We start from the raw sequence: 18,390 nt of genomic DNA on the forward strand, positions 1-18,390 counted from the left end.
AGCCGTTGTTCGGGGAACGCGATTTCTTCAGAGCCCACCCGTATTTAGGATGGTGACTATAAGATACCCAAGGTAACACCATTATTACAACCAGGAAACAGCCCCTCCCTAGGGGCCTTATCCTTGCTCGCACAGCAAAAAGACGACCTCGCTCAGGCCGTTCCGCCGACGGTCAGGCCGTCCATGCGCACGGTAGGCATGCCCACGCCGACAGGCACGCTCTGGCCCTCCTTGCCGCAGGTGCCCACCCCCGAGTCCAGTTTCATGTCATTGCCGATCAGGCTCACACGATTCATGGCGTCGGGACCGTTGCCGATCAGGGTGGCACCCTTGACCGGATAGGTAATCTTGCCGTTCTCTATCATGTAGGCTTCAGAAGCCGAAAACACGAACTTGCCGCTGGTGATGTCCACCTGGCCGCCGCCGAAATTCGCAGCATAAAGACCGCGTTTGACCGAGGCGATGATCTCTTCGGGGGGCGTCGCGCCGGCCAGCATGTAAGTATTGGTCATGCGCGGCATGGGCAGATGCGCGAAGGATTCGCGGCGGCCGTTGCCGGTAGCGCGCATTTTCATCAAGCGTGCGTTCAGCGTGTCCTGCATATAGCCGCGCAGGATGCCGTCCTCGATCAACACGGTGTGCTGGGTGGCATTGCCTTCGTCGTCGACATTGAGCGAGCCGCGGCGGCCGGCGAGCGTGCCGTCGTCGACCACGGTAACGCCCTTGGAAGCCACACGTTCGCCTATGCGGCCGGAAAACACGCTGGAACCCTTGCGGTTGAAATCGCCTTCCAGGCCGTGGCCCACGGCTTCGTGCAGCAGGATTCCGGGCCAACCCGAACCCAGCACCACCGTCATCTCGCCCGCCGGCGCAGGCCGCGCCTCCAAGTTGACCATGGCTTCATGCACGGCGCGATTCACGTATTCGCGCAGCACTTCATCGGTGAACATTTCAAGGCCTACACGTCCGCCCCCGCCTCCATGGCCCATTTCGCGCCGGCCGTCGCGTTCGGCAATCACGGTCAACGACAAGCGCACCAGCGGCCTCACATCCGCGGCCAGCCGACCGTCGCTGCCTGCCACCAGCACCACGTCGTACTCGGCGCCCAGGCCCGCCATGACCTGGATCACATGCGGATCGGCCGCGCGGGCCATGCGCTCAATGCGCTCGAGCAGGGCGACTTTCTCCGGCGCGCTCAGTGTGGCCAAGGGATCGATACTGGCGTAAAGACTGCGGGAATCATCGGGGGGCACCTGGGCCGACACCTTGACCTTGCCCGCGCCGCGCCGCGCAATGCCGCGCACGGTATGGGCCGCCGACAGCAGTGCTTGCGGCGACAGGCTGTCGGAGTAGGCAAAAGCGGTCTTCTCCCCGCTGATGGCACGCACGCCCACGCCCTGTCCGATCGAAAAGCTGCCGGTCTTGACGATGCCCTCTTCCAGGCTCCAACCCTCGCTGCGGGTGTACTGGAAATACAGGTCGGCGTAGTCGACCTTGTGCGCAAAGATCTCCCCCAGCGCCTGAGCGAGGTTGGCCTCGGTCAGACCCCAAGGGTCGAGCAGCAGGGATTTGGCGGTGGCCAGGGAGTGAATCGCGGGATCGATGAGTTTCATTCTTACGGTGTACAAAAGTGACGGGCATCCAGCCGCTATGGTACTGCCGATCCGGTTGCGCCGATCACCCCTTGCAATCGCGATATCGTCCGATATTTAAAATATCGCCCGAGAAATAGTCCCGCAAATAAAATAAATAGTATTATCCCGCCACCGAGGCCGCTGAAATTTCATTTCAAAATCAGAGTTCATGGCCCGCAGACCAACCGAGAAATATATGCCCCGAGTCTCCTACGCCAGCCAGCAGGCGAAAATCGAAAAGGAAATCTCCAAACTGCAAAAGCAGGCGGCCGCGCTGCATGACAGGCGCCGCAAGCCTGTCATTGCATCCATCGTCAAATCCATGCGCGAATACGGCATCACTCCGGACGATGTCGCGGCAGCCTACGGTTCGGCCAAATCCGGCCGCGGCGGCAAGCGCAAGGTCGCCGCCGGCCCTAACGGCGCCGCCAAGCGCGCCGTGGCACCCAAGTATCGCCATCCCCAGACTGGCGAAACCTGGAGCGGCCGCGGCAAGGCCCCCCGCTGGCTGGTGGCCGCCGAAACCGCCGGCGCAGCGCGCGACAGCTTTCTGATCGCCTGATTCCGATTAGCCGGCCGATGGCATGGCGCGCCTCGGGCGCGCCATTTTCATTTTGCTTGCCCTCATATGGGCATTATCTTTTTCAAGGCCGGTGCATCTGCACGTCAAATAAAAATAAAACCTGGAAGCCTTGATGCAATTAATTCATTTCATAACGTTTTGCGATATTTCGAATACTGCCGATTCCTGCCGGCCGCCCTCTCATCGCGATGCGCAACCCGAATATCCGAACCCCGGCCCACTACAATAGCCCCATCTCATCGCCGCAAAGAAACAACTCCCCATGCGCACCGATACGCCCGTCACCGTCTACCGCAAGGATTACCAACCCTATCCTTACGGCATCCCACAGGTTTCTCTGACCTTCGATCTCGAGCCCGATGCCACCACCGTGCATTGCGCCATGCAGATCGACCGCCGGCAGGACATCCCGGCCGATACGCCCCTGGAACTGAACGGCGAAGCGCTGGAACTGCTTTCCCTGCACGTTGACGGCCAGCCTTGGCCGGCGGGCCTCTACACGGTTTCCGAGCACAGCCTGGTCATCCGCGGACTGCCCGCACAGTCCAGGATCGAAACCGTAAGCCGCTGCAATCCCGCGGCCAACTCCACGCTCATGGGCCTTTACGTCTCCGGCAATAATTTCTTCACACAATGCGAAGCCGAGGGCTTTCGCCGCATCACCTGGTTCGCCGACCGCCCCGACGTCATGTCGCGCTACCGCGTCCTGCTTCGCGCTGGTGCCGACTATCCGGTACTGCTATCCAACGGCAACCTGATCGCCGAGCGCGAACTGCCCGACGGCCGCCGCGAAGCCGAATGGGAAGATCCCTTTCCCAAGCCCTGCTATCTTTTCGCCCTGGTCGCCGGCAAGCTCACCCTGCGCGAAACCCGTGCCAGAACGCGCTCCGGACGCGAAGTACTGCTGCAGGTCTACAGCGATCCGGGTTCGGAATCGCGCACCGAATGGGCGCTGCAATCTCTGGTGCACGCCGTACACTGGGACGAAACCCGCTTCGGCCTGGAACTGGATCTGGACCGCTTCATGGTGGTCGCCGTGCGCGACTTCAATATGGGCGCCATGGAGAACAAAGGCCTGAATATCTTCAACGCGGCCTATGTGCTCGCCGATGCCGACACGGCCACCGACGCCAACTATGAGGGCATCGAATCGGTCGTCGGCCACGAATATTTCCACAACTGGACGGGCAACCGCGTCACCTGCCGCGACTGGTTCCAACTAAGCTTGAAGGAAGGCCTCACTGTCTTTCGCGACCAGGAATTCTCCGCCGACATGATGGAGCGCTCGCTTGCGCCGGCAGCGGCGGCAAGCGCCCGCGCGGTCAAGCGCATCGACGATGTGGCTACCCTGCGCGCCGCGCAATTCCCCGAAGACGCGGGTCCCATGGCCCACCCCATCCGCCCCGAAAGCTATCAAGAGATCGGCAATTTCTACACCGCCACGGTGTACGAAAAAGGCGCCGAAGTCATCCGCATGCAACACACGCTGCTGGGCGAAACAGGATTTCGCGCCGGCATGGACGAATACTTCCGCCGCCACGATGGCCAGGCCGTGACCTGCGACGACTTCGTCGCTGCCATGGAGTCGGTCTATGTTGAACGGCACCCCGGCCGCGATCTGCGGCAGTTCCGCAATTGGTACAGCCAGGCCGGCACGCCGCGCGTAAGCGTGGCGCTGGGCTACGACCCGGCCGCGCACCGTTGCACCCTGACGCTGACGCAAAGCTGCCCGCCGGTGGGCGTGGAGCGCCGCCCCGGCCAACCGGCCAAGCAACCCTTCCACATTCCTTTTGCCGTCGGCCTCATCGACCGCGCCGGCAAGGCCATGCCGCTCACATTGGACGGAAAATCCGCCGCCGGCACCGTGCTGCTGGAACTGACCGAAGTGCGCCAGCAATGGGTATTCGAAGACATTCCTTCGGCACCAGTGCCTTCGCTCCTGCGTGGCTTCTCGGCGCCGGTCATCGTCGACTATGCCTGGACGGACCAAGAGCTGGCTCTGCTCTCGGCCCACGACACCGACGCCTTCGCCCGCTGGGAAGCCGGCCAGGAACTGGCCACGCGGCAGATTCTGATGCTGGCCCGCCAGCATCAGTCGGGCCGACCCCTGAGCGTGGCCGACGCCTTCATCGACGCCTGGCGCGCTCAGCTGACCGACCCCGACCTGGATGCCGCCTACCGTGCCCGCACCCTGCTGCTACCATCGGAGAAAACCCTGGCCGAGCGCATGGATCTCATGGATCCGCCGGCACTGGCCGCCGCGCGCGACCATCTGCGCGCCGAACTGGGCCGGAGCCTAGCCCCGCAGTGGCGAGCCGCCTTCGATTCCAATCAGACCCCGGGGACCTATAGCCCGGCGCCCGGTCCGGCCGGCATGCGCGCCTTGAAAAATCTGGCTCTGGCCCACCTGATGGCTGCCAAGGTCGAAGGCGCCCAGGCCCTGGCCGAACAGCAGTACGCGCAGGCCGGCAACATGACCGACAGCATGGCTGCGCTCTCGAGCCTTATCAACTACGGAGAAGGCCCGGCCCCGGCTCAAGCGTTGGCGGCTTTTTACGACCGCTGGCAGGACAACCCCCTCGTCGTCGATAAATGGTTCACCCTGCAGGCCACCGCGCGCTCCACCGATGTGGCCGCCGTGCGCCTGCTCATGCAGCACCAGGCCTTCACGTTGCGCAATCCCAACCGCGCCCGTGCGCTGGTGTTCCAGTTCTGCCTGAACAATGCCCGCGGCATGCATGCGGCCAGCGGCCAGGGCTACGCCTACTGGGCCGACCAGGTCATTGCCCTGGATGGAATGAACCCCGAAATAGCCGCCCGCCTAGCCCGTGCGCTGGACAGCTGGGCGCGCTTCGTACCCACGCTTCGCGGCCGCATGCAGGAGGCGCTCGAACGCGTCGCCGGCCATCCCGGTCTATCGCGCAACGTGCTGGAAATCGTTTCGAAAGCTTTGGAATTTGCCCCACAGGCATAGGAATCCGCTCATGAAGAAAAAGACCCTCACGCAATACCTGGTCGAACAGCAACGTTCGGCCCAGGCGATCTCGTCAGAGCTGCGCCTGCTCATCGAAGTGGTGGCGCGCGCCTGCAAGAGCATCAGCCATGCCGTGGGCAAAGGCGCGTTGGGCGGCGTGCTGGGCGCGCTCGAATCCGAAAACGTCCAGGGGGAAGTACAGAAAAAGCTGGACGTACTATCCAACGAGATCCTGCTCGAAGCCAACGAATGGGGCGGCCACCTCGCCGCCATGGCATCCGAGGAAATGGAAACCCTTCACGCCATCCCCAACCGCTACCCCAAGGGCGAATACCTGCTGCTGTTCGATCCTCTGGACGGCTCGTCGAACATCGACGTGAACGTGTCGATCGGCACGATCTTCTCGGTGCTCAAGGCGCCGCACGGCCTGGGTCAGGAGATCGTCGAGAACGACTTCCTGCAGCCCGGCACCGCACAAGTGGCCGCCGGATATGCCGTCTACGGTCCGCAGACCATGCTGGTGCTCACCATCGGCCAGGGCGCAGTGGGCTTTACGCTTGACCGCGAAATGGGTTCGTGGGTGATGACGCAGGAAAAATACGAGATCCCCGAAGACACCAAGGAATTCGCCATCAATATGTCCAACATGCGTCACTGGGCCCCCCCCATGAAGCACTATATCGACGATTGCCTGGCTGGCAAGACGGGTCCGCTGGGCAAGGACTACAACATGCGCTGGATCGCTTCCATGGTGGCGGACGTGCATCGCGTACTCACCCGCGGCGGGATTTTCATGTATCCCTGGGATTCGCGCGAGCCGTCCAAGCCCGGCAAACTGCGCCTGATGTACGAAGCCAATCCCATGAGCTTCCTGGTGGAGCAAGCCGGCGGCGTGTCGATCACCGGCACGCAGCGCATCATGGAAGTGCAGCCCGAAAAACTGCACCAGCGCGTCAGCGTAATCCTGGGTTCGAAGAACGAAGTCGAACGCGTGGCCAAGTACCACGCCGAACAAGGCTGGGAGGCGACGCCATGACAATGAAGAAGTTCGACCTTGCAAAGAACAAGGCACTCAAGCTGACCAACGCGTTGAAGCAGACGCATTCGGATCGTTTCGGTAAAAGCGCAGCTTCTGCCGAAACGGCCCCCGATCGGCGCGAGCAGCGCCTTCAGGATCAGGCCAAGGGGCTTGTTTCCTTTGCCTGCAAGCTCGACAGCAAGCTTGTGGCTCAATTGCGGGAGCGGGCCGCCGGGCATCCCGAAGGCATGAACGGGCTTCTGGATGAGTTGCTACGCGCGGCTTTGGCGGCTTGATCGCTTAATCGGTTTCCGTGCCGGCCATGGGACCCGAAAGGCTGCCTGGCCGGCATCTTGAAAACTCAAAACTTCGCGTGCTTTTCAAGAAACTCCCGCACCCGATTTGCATCGCAATCCATCACTTGGACGCGCTGCGGCAGCGCCTCCAAACCTGCCAACTCAGGTGGCACGGGCGCAGGACGGCCAATGGCCTGCTGGATGGTTTCGGAGAACTTGGCCGGCAGCGCGGTTTCAAGCACCAGCATGGGTATGCCGGACTCGACATACCGGGCCGCCACCGTCACGCCATCGGCCGTATGCGGATCCATCAGCACGCCCTTGGACTCGAACGTGGAGCGGATGGTGTCCAGACGATCCGCATGGCTGCTCTTGCCCGCCACGAAACCGAACTCGGACTCGAAGCGCGGGCGTTCGGCCGACAGATCGAAGCGGCCTGTCTTTACCATCTGGGCCCACAGTGCCTTGACCCGATTGCCGTCCTGGCCCACCAGGTCGTAGACGAAGCGCTCGAAATTCGAGGCGCGCGAGATGTCCATCGATGGACTGGAGGTGGCATAGGTCTGCTCGGGGCCCCGCGGACTGTAGACGCCTGTACGGAAGAACTCTTCGAGCACGTTGTTCTCGTTGGTGGCCAGCACCAGGCGACGCACCGGCAAGCCCATGCTGCGAGCGATATGGCCCGACAGGATATTGCCGAAATTGCCCGAAGGCACCGTGAACGATACTTGTTGTCCCGGTCCGCGGGTGGCGCGCAGCCAGCCCCAGAAGTAGTAGACCACCTGCGCTGCGATGCGTGCCCAATTGATGGAATTGACTGCGCCCAGACGCATATGGCTCTTGAATTCCAGGTCGCCGGCCAGCGTCTTGACGATGTCCTGCGCTTGATCGAATACGCCGCGCACGGCGATGTTGTAGATGTTATGGTCCTGCAACGAATACATCTGCGCGCGCTGAAAGGCGCTCATGCGGCCGTGCGGCGACAGCATGAACACGGCAACGCCTTTCTTGCCGCGCAGCGCGTATTCGGCGGCCGACCCGGTATCGCCCGAAGTCGCCCCAAGAATGTTCAGCGTGGCGCCGCGCTTGCCCAGCACGTATTCGAAGGCCTGGCCCAGGAACTGCATGGCCATGTCCTTAAAGGCCAGCGTCGGGCCTTCGGACAAGCCCAGCAGCGCCATCGAGCCGTCGAGCGGTTTCAAAGGAACAATATCGGCGCTCTTGAAGCTGGAGGGCTGATACGCTGCGCGCGTCAGCCGGCGCAGATCTTCGGGCGCGATATCGGAAACGAAGCGCGACAAGACCTCGAACGCCAGGTCGGCATAGGCCAGCCCGCGCCAGGACTCCAGGGTCGCTGCGTCGATGCGGGGCAATGCCTGCGGCACGGCCAGACCGCCGTCGGGCGCCAGCCCTTCAAGCAGAATGTCGGAGAACGCCTGCGGCGCCATGCCGCCTCGGGTAGATACGTAATTCATCACTGAAGGTTTTCCATGCGCAGGCGCGTGACCTTGGAACGGACAAACGATAGCGTTTCGATGGCGCAGATCGCCTCGTTGACCTTGCCTTCGACGGCTTCGTGCGTGAGAAAGATGATGTCGGCCCCGCCGATATGCGAAGGCTGCTGGAGCATCGAGCCGATGGAAATGCCCCGGTCGGCCAGGATGCGGGCGATGTCGGCCAGCACCCCAGGGACGTCATCCACCCGCAGGCGCAGATAATACGAAGTGCGCACCTGGTCCATGGGCAGGATGGCCAGGTCCGACATGGCATCGGGCTGGAAAGCCAGGTGCGGCACGCGGTTGCCCGGATCGGCCGTATGCAGGCGCGTAATATCGACCAGATCGGCCACCACGGCCGAGGCTGTCGGCTCCTCCCCCGCTCCCTGGCCGTAATACAAGGTAGGGCCTACGGCATCGCCGTACACCAGCACGGCGTTCATGGCACCCTCGACGTTGGCCAGCAGCTTGTCCGCCGGCACCAGCGCGGGATGCACGCGCAGCTCGATGCCTTCGGCGCGTCGGCGCGTGATGCCCAGCAATTTGATGCGGTAGCCCAGCCGTTCGGCGTGAGCGATGTCCACGCCCTCCAGTTTGGAAATTCCTTCGATATAGGCCTTATCGAACTGCACCGGCACGCCGAAGGCCAGCGAGGCCAACAACGTCAGCTTGTGCGCCGCGTCCACACCCTCGACATCGAAGGTCGGATCGGCTTCGGCATAGCCCAGCCGCTGCGCCTCGGCCAGCACCTGGTCGAACGGCAGCCCGCGCGCGCGCATCTCGGACAGGATGAAGTTGGTTGTGCCGTTGATGATGCCGGCCAGCCATTGGATCCGATTGGCAGTCAAGCCCTCGCGTATAGCCTTGATGATGGGAACGCCGCCGGCCACCGCCGCCTCGAACGCCACCATCACGCCGCGCCTGGACGCCGCGGCAAAAATCTCGTTGCCGTGCTTGGCCAGAAGCGCCTTGTTGGCCGTGACCACATGCTTGCCATTGGCGATGGCCTCAAGCACCAATTCGCGCGCCAGCGTATCGCCACCAATCAATTCGACCACGATGTCGATCTCGGGATCGCGCACAAGACCGAACGCGTCGGTGGACACCGGTACGGCCTCGCCCACCTTGCTGCGAGCCTTGGCCATGTCGCGCACGGCCACGCGCGCAACTTCGATGCGCCGACCTGCACGCCGGGCGATTTCCTCGGCGTTGCGCGCCAGCACGGTCCAGGTGCCGCCGCCTACCACGCCCAAGCCTACCAGGCCCACCCTCATCGGACCCATCGCCTCGACGTTTGCGTCGTGCTTGCTCGGATTTGTCATTTCAGCAGACCGTCCTTGCGAAACATCTCTTTGATGCCGCGAACCGCCTGGCGCGTGCGCTGCTCGTTTTCGATCAGGGCGAAGCGCACGTATTCATCGCCGTATTCGCCGAAACCAATGCCCGGCGATACCGCAACCTTGGCGTCGGCCAGCACACGCTTGGCAAATTCCAATGAACCCATTGCGCGGTAAGGCTCGGGAATTCGCGCCCATATATACATCGAGGCCTTGGGAATATCGACGTTCCAGCCCGCCTCGATCAGTCCCTTGGCCAGTACGTCACGGCGGCTCTGGTATTGCGCCACGATCTCGCTGACGCAGTCCTGCGGACCGTCCAGCGCGGCGATCGAGGCTACCTGGATGGGCGTGAAGGTGCCGTAATCGTGATAGCTCTTGATGCGCGCCAGCGCGCCAACCAGTTCGCGGTTGCCCACCATGTAGCCGATGCGCCAGCCGGCCATGTTGTAGCTCTTGCTCATGGTGAAGAACTCGACGGCCACGTCGCGAGCCCCCGGCACCTGCATGATGGAAGGCGCTACATAGCCATCGAAGCAAATGTCAGCATAGGCTAGGTCGTGCACCACCAGGATGTCGTGCTCCTTGGCCAGCGCGACCACGCGCTCGAAGAAGGACAGGTCCACGCACTGCGCCGTCGGATTGCTCGGAAAGCCCAGGATCATCATCTTGGGCTTGGGAATCGACTCGCGCACCGCGCGCTCGAGTTCGTCGAAGAAATCCACGCCCGGCGTCATGCGTACCGAGCGGATGTTTGCGCCCGCAATCACCGCGCCGTAGATGTGGATGGGATAACTGGGATTGGGCACCAACACCGTGTCGCCGCGGTCCAGCGTGGCCAGCATCAAGTGGGCCAGGCCTTCCTTTGAGCCGATCGTGACAATGGCCTCGGAGTCCGGATCGAACTCGACCGCGTAGCGGCGCTGATACCAATCACATATGGCCTTGCGCAGACGCGGAATACCCTTGGAAACCGAGTAGCCGTGCGTGGTGGGCCGCAGCGTGGCCTCGACCATTTTGTCGACGATATGCTGAGGCGTAGCGCCGTCGGGGTTGCCCATGGACATGTCGATGATGTCCTCGCCGCGCCGCCGCGCGGCCATCTTGAGTTCGGCCGTGATGTTGAACACATAAGGCGGCAGGCGCTCGATGCGGGTGAACTGGCGCGCGGGTCTTTCCGCATTTTTGTCAACGGCACTCACGGCGGGCATTCCTTAGTTGGAGATAAGCTGGGAAACTTTGTAATCTAGCAGCAACGTCGCAGTGCAGCAAATGAACTGCATCCGTCCCTCACCCTGTAGGCGCCATGCAACAATGCCGCCATCACGATGCGCTATGATCGAAGCGACCAGCCTGCATTTCACCGAAGCTGAGCATATTGAAACTACATACTAATCCCGCGACGACGCTCAACACCGTCACCGCTTACGGCCTTGACTACATCGAGGTCAACCAGGTCCGCTTTTCCCACGCAGTCGCTTTCGGTCCTGAGGGCGCCGTCACTGAATGGCCCGTAGCATCCGCGGCCGACATAAGCTGTGCTCTTCTCGAGCAAGCCGCCGGCCTGTCCCGAGCGTTGCGCGACCCACTGGCCTTTCTCGACGACCCCGAGTCCACCGCCTCGGGCGGGCTGTCCCTCGCCCGCTCGCCCAACGCGCCCGAAGTGCTGCTGGTCGGCACCGGCGCGCGCCAGAAAATGTTATCTCCCGCCATCCTTCGCCCGCTGCTGGCCGCCGGCGTAGGCATCGAGGTAATGGACACCCAGGCCGCGGCACGCACCTACAACATCCTCATGGCAGAAGGCCGCCGCGTCGTCGCCGCACTTTTGCCCCCCAACGAATCCCTCCAAGGAGCAAGCGACTGATGTCCGCGCTCATCGGCAAGCCCGCCCCGCAATTCGTCGCCGAAAGCACTATCGGCACCATCGACCTGTCTCAATGCCGCGGCCGCGCCGTGGTGCTGTACTTCTACCCCAAGGACAACACCCCAGGCTGCACCACCGAAGGCCAGGACTTCCGCGACCTGCACGACCAATTTCTCGCGGCCAGTACGGTGGTCGTGGGCGTGTCACGCGACTCGCTCAAGTCGCACGCCAATTTCTGCGAAAAATTCAGCCTGCCCTTTCCCTTGATCTCCGACCCAGACGAGACGCTCTGCAATCTATACGGAGTCATCAAGCAAAAGAACATGTACGGCAAGCAAGTGCGCGGCATCGAGCGCAGCACCTTCCTGATCGACGCCCACGGCCTGCTGGTGCAGGCTTGGCGCGGCCTAAAGGTACCCGGCCATGCCAGCGAAGTTCTGCAGGCCGCTATCAGCATAGGCTGACGCCCGCGCGACCCGCCACCGCGTTCGTATCCGGGCCGGTTCCGGCCCACACAGGAGAGTCCAGCATATGCCGCTTCCCAAGATGCCCACCCGTCCCGCAGCCATTCTGACTTTCCACAAGGGCGAATCCGCGCCCGCTGCAAGTCCCGCGCCGAGCGCCGCCAGTTCCGCCGCCAGACCCGTCGATATGGAGCCGCACCACCAGCCCGAACTGGACGGCCTGCAAACCGAGGGGTTTTCTATCGCGCAGCCCGCCGCGCCGGCCCTGGTGCACGCAGAAGCCCCGCGCGCCAGACCCACGCCTGCCGCGGTCCGCAGGACCAAGGCCAAAACTCAACCAGCCGTGCGCAAGCTCTTCGTGCTCGACACCAACGTGCTGCTGCACGACCCGAGCTCGATCTTCCGTTTCGAAGAGCACGACATCTTCCTGCCCATGATGACGCTGGAAGAACTCGACCACCAGAAAAAGGGCATGTCGGAAGTTGCACGCAACGCCCGACAGGTCAGCCGCTCACTCGACTCGCTGGTGCAAAGCGCCAGCAATCTGAACGAAGGCCTGGACCTGGCCGGGCTGGGCAACAAGGAGGCCACAGGCCGCCTGCTATTCCAGACCACGGCCATCCACAGCACCCTGCCATCGGATCTGCCCATGGGCAAGGCCGACAACCAGATCCTGGGCGTGGTGCGCGCCTTGCAGGAAAAATACCCGCAGCGCGAAGTGGTACTGGTGTCCAAGGACATCAACATGCGCCTGAAAGCCCGCACGCTGGGCATGCAGGCCGAGGACTACTACAACGATCACGTCCTCGAAGATACCGACCTGATGTACGCGGGCATGATGCAATTGCCCGAGGACTTCTGGAACCGCCACGGCAAAGACGTCGAGTCCTGGCAGCAAGGTGGTACCACGTTCTATCGCATCAAAGGCCCGCTGTGCGCCCAGTTCGTGGTCAACCAGTTCGTCTACTTCGAAGGCCAGATGCCCTTGTACGCACAGGTGCGCGAGGTCAGCGGCAAGACGGCCGTACTGGCTACGCTGCGCGACTATACGCACGGCAAGAACAACGTCTGGGGCATCACCGCGCGCAATCGCGAACAAAACTTCGCGCTCAACCTGCTGATGAATCCCGACGTCGACTTCATCTCGCTACTAGGCCAGGCCGGTACCGGCAAGACGTTGCTAGCACTGGCCGCCGGCATCACGCAGGTACTGGAAACCAAGCGCTATACCGAAATCATCATGACTCGCGTCACGGTGCCGGTGGGCGAGGACATCGGCTTCCTGCCCGGCACTGAAGAAGAAAAAATGCTGCCCTGGATGGGCGCGCTCGAGGACAATCTCGACGTGCTCAACATGGGCGAAGGCGAAGGCAATGGCGATTGGGGCCGCGCGGCGACCATGGATCTGATCCGCTCGCGCATCAAGGTCAAATCGCTCAATTTCATGCGCGGGCGCACCTTCCTGAACAAGTACCTGATCATCGACGAAGCGCAAAACCTCACGCCCAAGCAAATGAAAACGCTGGTCACGCGCGCCGGTCCGGGAACCAAGGTGATATGTCTGGGAAATATCGCCCAGATCGACACGCCCTACCTGACCGAAGGCAGCTCCGGGCTGACCTATGTGGTCGACCGATTCAAGGGCTGGCCGCACGCGGGTCACATCACCCTGCAGCGCGGCGAGCGGTCACGCCTGGCCGATTACGCCGGAGACGTACTGTAAAGTCCGTTCCCCGGACCCTTCTCTCAACGCTCCCAACCACAACAATATGGCCACGAACCGCAAAGGCATAATTCTGGCCGGAGGATCGGGCACCCGCCTGTACCCCGCCACTCTGGCTGTCTCCAAGCAGTTACTGCCGATCTTCGACAAACCAATGATCTACTACCCGCTCAGCACACTGATGCTGGCGGGCATCCGTGACATTCTCGTCATTTCCACGCCCCAGGACACGCCACGCTTCCAGCAGTTGCTGGGCGACGGCGCCCAATGGGGCCTCAATCTGCACTATGCTGTGCAGCCCAGTCCGGACGGACTGGCGCAGGCCTTTCTCATCGGCGAGAAATTCCTGGGCGCAAGTCCCAGCGCCCTGGTTCTAGGCGACAACATTTTCTATGGCCACGAATTCCAGAAATTGCTCGAAGATGCCAATGCACAGCCGACGGGGGCCAGCGTCTTCGCCTACCACGTGCACGATCCGGAGCGTTACGGCGTAGTTGCCTTCGATGCCCAAGGTCACGCCACCAGCATTGAAGAAAAGCCCAAACAGCCCAAGTCCAAGTACGCCGTCACCGGCCTGTACTTCTACGACAGCGAAGTCATCGATATCGCCAAAAGTATCAAGCCTAGTCCGCGCGGCGAGCTCGAAATTACCGATATCAACCAAACTTACCTGGAGCGCAGCGAGCTGAATGTCGAAGTCATGGGCCGCGGCTACGCCTGGCTGGACACCGGTACGCACGAATCCATGCTCGAGGCCAGTCTTTTCATCCAGACCATCGAAAACCGCCAGGGCTTGAAAGTCGCCTGTCCCGAGGAAATCGCCTACCACCAAGGCTGGATCGATGCCGAGCAGGTGCGTAAACTCGCGCTGCCTCTGCTCAAGAACGGATATGGCCAATACCTGATCACCCGAATCGAAGGGAACGTATTTTGACCCTGCAAGTCACCCCCACCGCCATACCCGACATGCTCGTCATCGAGCCCAAGGTCTTTGGCGATGACCGCGGCTTTTTCTTCGAAAGCTTCAATGCACGCGCATTTGCCGAGGCAACTGGCATCAGGTGCGACTTTGTTCAGGACAACCACTCCAAGTCGTCCCGCAACGTGCTGCGCGGCTTGCACTATCAAATACGGCAGCCTCAGGGCAAACTCGTTCGGGTCACACAAGGCGAAGTTTGGGATGTCGGCGTGGACCTGCGCCAAAGCTCGCCCACATTCGGCAAATGGGTCGGCCTGATTCTAAGCGCCGAGAACAAGAAGCAGGCCTGGATACCGGAAGGCTTTGCGCACGGCTTTGTCGTTCTCAGCGAAACGGCGGAATTTCTCTACAAGACCACCGACTACTATGCGCCGCAGCACGAACGCACGCTTCGGTGGAACGACCCCGCCCTCGATATCGCTTGGCCCATCCAGGGCGAGCCGAAACTGGCCGCCAAAGACGCCGAAGGCGTGATTTGGGCACAGGCGGAATTTTTCGATTAATTGTGCCCAACAGCTTGCAACCGAAAAGCAAATCACGGACCTGACGGTCAGAAAACCGAGCTTTTCCTGTTTTTACGGGTTAGGCGTGGCGATAAGAAGGCCCCTTGCCGATGTATTCGGTGGAGGGGTTTTTTTATGGAATAAGCGTGTGAGGGGGTATTAGGGCGCGGGGTGGTGGGCTGCTGGGGGGGCAGCTCAAAGGATCTTACCGCACAAAGACAAACGCCCCAGCGTGAGTAGCTGGGGCGTTTGAGGGATAAGAGCCTGACGATGACCTACTTTCACAGATGTACATCCACTATCATCGGCGCGGTCTCGTTTCACGGTCCTGTTCGGGAAGGGAAGGGGTGGTACCGAGACGCTATGGTCGTCAGGCGAAGGGGGTAGGACGGTTGGAGGTCAGTCCAACGGTCCGAATGGGGGAAGAAGCACACGTTGAGGGGATTAGCCTCGGGGATGTGATGCACAGAGTATGTTCTGTGTGGAACGGTAGCTGCGCGATGCAGCACCGATCAGATCGTAGGATCTGTAAAGGTAAGGGTTATAGGATCAAGCCGCACGGGCAATTAGTATCGGTTAGCTCAATGCATTACTGCACTTGCACACCCGACCTATCAACGTCCTGGTCTTGAACGACCCTTTAGGAGGATCGAGTCCTCAGGGATACCTAATCTTCAGACGAGTTTCCCGCTTAGATGCCTTCAGCGGTTATCTCTTCCGTACTTAGCTACCCGGCAATGCCATTGGCATGACAACCGGTACACCAGAGGTACGTCCACTCCGGTCCTCTCGTACTAGGAGCAGGCTCCGTCAAGTATCCAACGCCCACGGCAGATAGGGACCAAACTGTCTCACGACGTTTTAAACCCAGCTCACGTACCTCTTTAAATGGCGAACAGCCATACCCTTGGGACCGGCTACAGCCCCAGGATGAGATGAGCCGACATCGAGGTGCCAAACACCGCCGTCGATATGAACTCTTGGGCGGTATCAGCCTGTTATCCCCAGAGTACCTTTTATCCGTTGAGCGATGGCCCTTCCATTCAGAACCACCGGATCACTATGTCCTGCTTTCGCACCTGTTCGACTTGTCAGTCTCACAGTCAAGCACGCTTATGCCATTGCACTATCAGCACGATTTCCGACCGTACCTAGCGTACCTTCGAACTCCTCCGTTACGCTTTGGGAGGAGACCGCCCCAGTCAAACTGCCCACCATGCACTGTCCCCGATCCGGGTAACGGACCTAGGTTAGAACCGCAAACAAACCAGGGTGGTATTTCAAGGTTGGCTCCAACTGATCTGGCGACCAATTTTCAGCGCCTCCCACCTATCCTACACAGGCCGGTTCACAATCCAATGCAAAGCTACAGTAAAGGTTCATGGGGTCTTTCCGTCTAGCCGCGGGTAGATTGCATCATCACAAACACTTCAACTTCGCTGAGTCTCGGGAGGAGACAGTGTGGCCATCGTTACGCCATTCGTGCAGGTCGGAACTTACCCGACAAGGAATTTCGCTACCTTAGGACCGTTATAGTTACGGCCGCCGTTTACCGGGGCTTCGATCAAGAGCTTGCACCCCATCACTTAACCTTCCGGCACCGGGCAGGCGTCACACCCTATACGTCGACTTTCGTCTTAGCAGAGTGCTGTGTTTTTAATAAACAGTCGCAGCCACCGATTCTCTGCGACCCTCTCAGGCTCGACGCGCAGGCGTCTCACCCTAACAGGGCATACCTTCTCCCGAAGTTACGGTATCAATTTGCCGAGTTCCTTCTCCCGAGTTCTCTCAAGCGCCTTGGAATATTCATCCCGTCCACCTGTGTCGGTTTGCGGTACGGTCTCGTACAGCTGAAGCTTAGAGGCTTTTCCTGGAACCACTTCCTATCACTTCGGCCCACATGGGGCCTCGCGCCACACCCTTGAGTTACGCGCCCGGATTTACCTAAGCGCCCTCTTCAATGCAGCAACAGGGACTTCCAACACCCTGATGATGATCCGCGATCCGTCCCCCCATCGCACTGTACGACGGTGCTGGAATATTAACCAGCTTCCCATCAGCTACGCATCTCTGCCTCGCCTTAGGGGCCGACTCACCCTGCGCCGATGAACGTTGCGCAGGAAACCTTGGACTTACGGCGAGGGGGCTTTTCACCCCCTTTATCGCTACTCATGTCAGCATTCGCACTTCTGATACCTCCAGCAGCCTTCACAAGCTACCTTCGCAGGCTTACAGAACGCTCTCCTACCGCGTGTACATAGTACACACCCGCAGCTTCGGTTTATCGCTTAGCCCCGTTACATCTTCCGCGCAGGACGACTCGATCAGTGAGCTATTACGCTTTCTTTAAAGGATGGCTGCTTCTAAGCCAACCTCCTGACTGTCTGGGCCTTCCCACTTCGTTTCCCACTTAGCGATAATTCGGGACCTTAGCTGGCGGTCTGGGTTGTTTCCCTCTTGAGTCCGGACGTTAGCACCCGGTGCTCTGTCTCCCGCGCTGTACTTGTCGGTATTCGGAGTTTGCCATGGTTTGGTAAGTCGCCATGACCCCCTAGCCATAACAGTGCTCTACCCCCGACAGTAATCACGCGAGGCACTACCTAAATAGTTTTCGGAGAGAACCAGCTATTTCCAGATTTGTTTAGCCTTTCACCCCTATCCACAGCTCATCCCCTAGTTTTTCAACACTAGTGGGTTCGGTCCTCCAGCACGTGTTACCGTGCCTTCAACCTGGCCATGGGTAGATCATCTGGTTTCGGGTCTACACCCAGCGACTAGACGCCCTATTCGGACTCGCTTTCGCTACGCCTTCCCTATTCGGTTAAGCTCGCCACTGAATGTAAGTCGCTGACCCATTATACAAAAGGTACGCCGTCACCCCACAAGGAGGCTCCGACTGTTTGTATGCATACGGTTTCAGGATCTATTTCACTCCCCTTCCGGGGTTCTTTTCGCCTTTCCCTCACGGTACTGGTTCACTATCGGTCGACCACGAGTATTTAGCCTTGGAGGATGGTCCCCCCATCTTCAGACAGGATTTCACGTGTCCCGCCCTACTTCTCTTGCGCCTAGTTCCACTTACGTCATTTCGCCTACAGGGCTATCACCTGCTACGGCCGGGCTTTCCATCCCGTTCGACTATGACAAAAGCTAAAACGCAAAGGCTCTTGCAATTTCGCTCGCCGCTACTTTCGCAATCTCGGTTGATTTCTTTTCCTCGAGCTACTGAGATGTTTCAGTTCACCCGGTTCGCCTCTCGCAGCCTATGTATTCAGCTACGGATACTCCTTTCGGAGTGGGTTGCCCCATTCGGATATCTGCGGATCAAAGCTTGTTTGCCAGCTCCCCGCAGCTTTTCGCAGGCTACTACGTCCTTCATCGCCTGTGGTCGCCAAGGCATCCACCATATGCACTTAGTCGCTTGATCCTATAACGCTTACCTCTTTCAAGGTGCTCTTTATAGGTGCTGTTCATTCGCGCTTGTGCCGTTCCAAAAACAACAGCTTTCACCCCTCACGC

Annotated in this window: 13 protein-coding genes and 2 rRNA genes; 9 read left to right on the forward strand and 6 right to left on the reverse strand. The window is 60.5% G+C overall.

Going from position 1 to position 18,390, the window contains the following annotated elements:
- Positions 1–152 precede the first annotated feature (152 nt).
- Complete coding sequence (gene tldD, locus H143_RS0116610) at positions 153–1,613, reverse strand: metalloprotease TldD (RefSeq protein ID WP_019939391.1); 1,461 nt, start codon at positions 1,611–1,613, stop codon at positions 153–155.
- A 217-nt stretch (positions 1,614–1,830) separates the two neighbouring features.
- On the opposite strand from tldD, the gene H143_RS0116615 reads away from it, so the two are divergent.
- The 4 genes from H143_RS0116615 (at position 1,831) to H143_RS0116630 (ending at position 6,505) form a co-directional block, all read left to right on the forward strand.
- Complete coding sequence (locus H143_RS0116615) at positions 1,831–2,196, forward strand: H-NS family nucleoid-associated regulatory protein (RefSeq protein WP_019939392.1); 366 nt, start codon at positions 1,831–1,833, stop codon at positions 2,194–2,196.
- Positions 2,197–2,479: 283 nt separating this feature from the next.
- Entirely contained in the window at positions 2,480–5,191 is a 2,712-nt protein-coding gene (gene pepN, locus H143_RS0116620; RefSeq protein ID WP_019939393.1) for an aminopeptidase N, read from the forward strand.
- Between the two features lie 10 nt (positions 5,192–5,201).
- Positions 5,202–6,227, forward strand: coding sequence for a class 1 fructose-bisphosphatase (locus tag H143_RS0116625; protein ID WP_019939394.1), 1,026 nt, complete (start codon positions 5,202–5,204; stop codon positions 6,225–6,227).
- A complete protein-coding gene (locus tag H143_RS0116630) occupies positions 6,224–6,505 on the forward strand; it encodes a hypothetical protein (RefSeq protein ID WP_019939395.1) in 282 nt (93 codons plus the stop codon). The genes H143_RS0116625 and H143_RS0116630 overlap by 4 nt, the downstream gene beginning before the upstream one ends.
- A gap of 65 nt (positions 6,506–6,570) precedes the next feature.
- On the opposite strand, the gene thrC is transcribed toward H143_RS0116630, so the two are convergent.
- From thrC to alaC, 3 genes are read right to left on the reverse strand one after another with little or no spacing between them, the layout of a single operon-like run.
- Positions 6,571–7,980: a threonine synthase gene (gene thrC, locus H143_RS0116635; protein ID WP_019939396.1), complete on the reverse strand. Its 1,410-nt coding sequence runs from the start codon at positions 7,978–7,980 to the stop codon at positions 6,571–6,573.
- The gene (locus H143_RS0116640; protein WP_026350167.1) at positions 7,980–9,284 is read right to left on the reverse strand and encodes a homoserine dehydrogenase; all 1,305 of its coding nucleotides are present in this window, start codon (positions 9,282–9,284) and stop codon (positions 7,980–7,982) included. The genes thrC and H143_RS0116640 overlap by 1 nt, the downstream gene beginning before the upstream one ends.
- A gap of 35 nt (positions 9,285–9,319) precedes the next feature.
- On the reverse strand, positions 9,320–10,549 hold the full coding sequence (alaC, locus tag H143_RS0116645; protein WP_019939398.1) for an alanine transaminase: 1,230 nt from the start codon (positions 10,547–10,549) through the stop codon (positions 9,320–9,322).
- A gap of 167 nt (positions 10,550–10,716) precedes the next feature.
- On the opposite strand from alaC, the gene H143_RS0116650 reads away from it, so the two are divergent.
- From H143_RS0116650 to rfbC, 5 genes are all read left to right on the forward strand, one after another.
- The gene (locus H143_RS0116650) at positions 10,717–11,202 is read left to right on the forward strand and encodes an Mth938-like domain-containing protein (RefSeq protein WP_019939399.1); all 486 of its coding nucleotides are present in this window, start codon (positions 10,717–10,719) and stop codon (positions 11,200–11,202) included.
- Positions 11,202–11,666 (forward strand): peroxiredoxin, encoded by a 465-nt coding sequence (locus H143_RS0116655; RefSeq protein ID WP_019939400.1) that lies wholly within the window; start codon positions 11,202–11,204, stop codon positions 11,664–11,666. The genes H143_RS0116650 and H143_RS0116655 overlap by 1 nt, the downstream gene beginning before the upstream one ends.
- A gap of 67 nt (positions 11,667–11,733) precedes the next feature.
- Positions 11,734–13,389 carry a PhoH family protein gene (locus H143_RS0116660; RefSeq protein WP_019939401.1) on the forward strand — a complete coding sequence of 552 codons (1,656 nt, stop codon included), beginning with the start codon at positions 11,734–11,736 and terminating at the stop codon, positions 13,387–13,389.
- A 46-nt stretch (positions 13,390–13,435) separates the two neighbouring features.
- A complete protein-coding gene (gene rfbA, locus H143_RS0116665) occupies positions 13,436–14,323 on the forward strand; it encodes a glucose-1-phosphate thymidylyltransferase RfbA (protein WP_019939402.1) in 888 nt (295 codons plus the stop codon).
- Positions 14,320–14,871 (forward strand): dTDP-4-dehydrorhamnose 3,5-epimerase, encoded by a 552-nt coding sequence (gene rfbC / locus H143_RS0116670; protein ID WP_019939403.1) that lies wholly within the window; start codon positions 14,320–14,322, stop codon positions 14,869–14,871. The genes rfbA and rfbC overlap by 4 nt, the downstream gene beginning before the upstream one ends.
- A gap of 262 nt (positions 14,872–15,133) precedes the next feature.
- Here rfbC and rrf read toward each other — a convergent pair.
- Positions 15,134–15,246 (reverse strand): 5S ribosomal RNA (gene rrf, locus H143_RS0116675).
- A 170-nt stretch (positions 15,247–15,416) separates the two neighbouring features.
- Positions 15,417–18,298: ribosomal RNA gene (locus H143_RS0116680) — 23S ribosomal RNA — on the reverse strand.
- Between the last annotated feature and the right edge of the window lie 92 nt (positions 18,299–18,390).

This window comes from Bordetella sp. FB-8 (assembly GCF_000382185.1).
Classification (GTDB): domain Bacteria; phylum Pseudomonadota; class Gammaproteobacteria; order Burkholderiales; family Burkholderiaceae_B; genus Bordetella.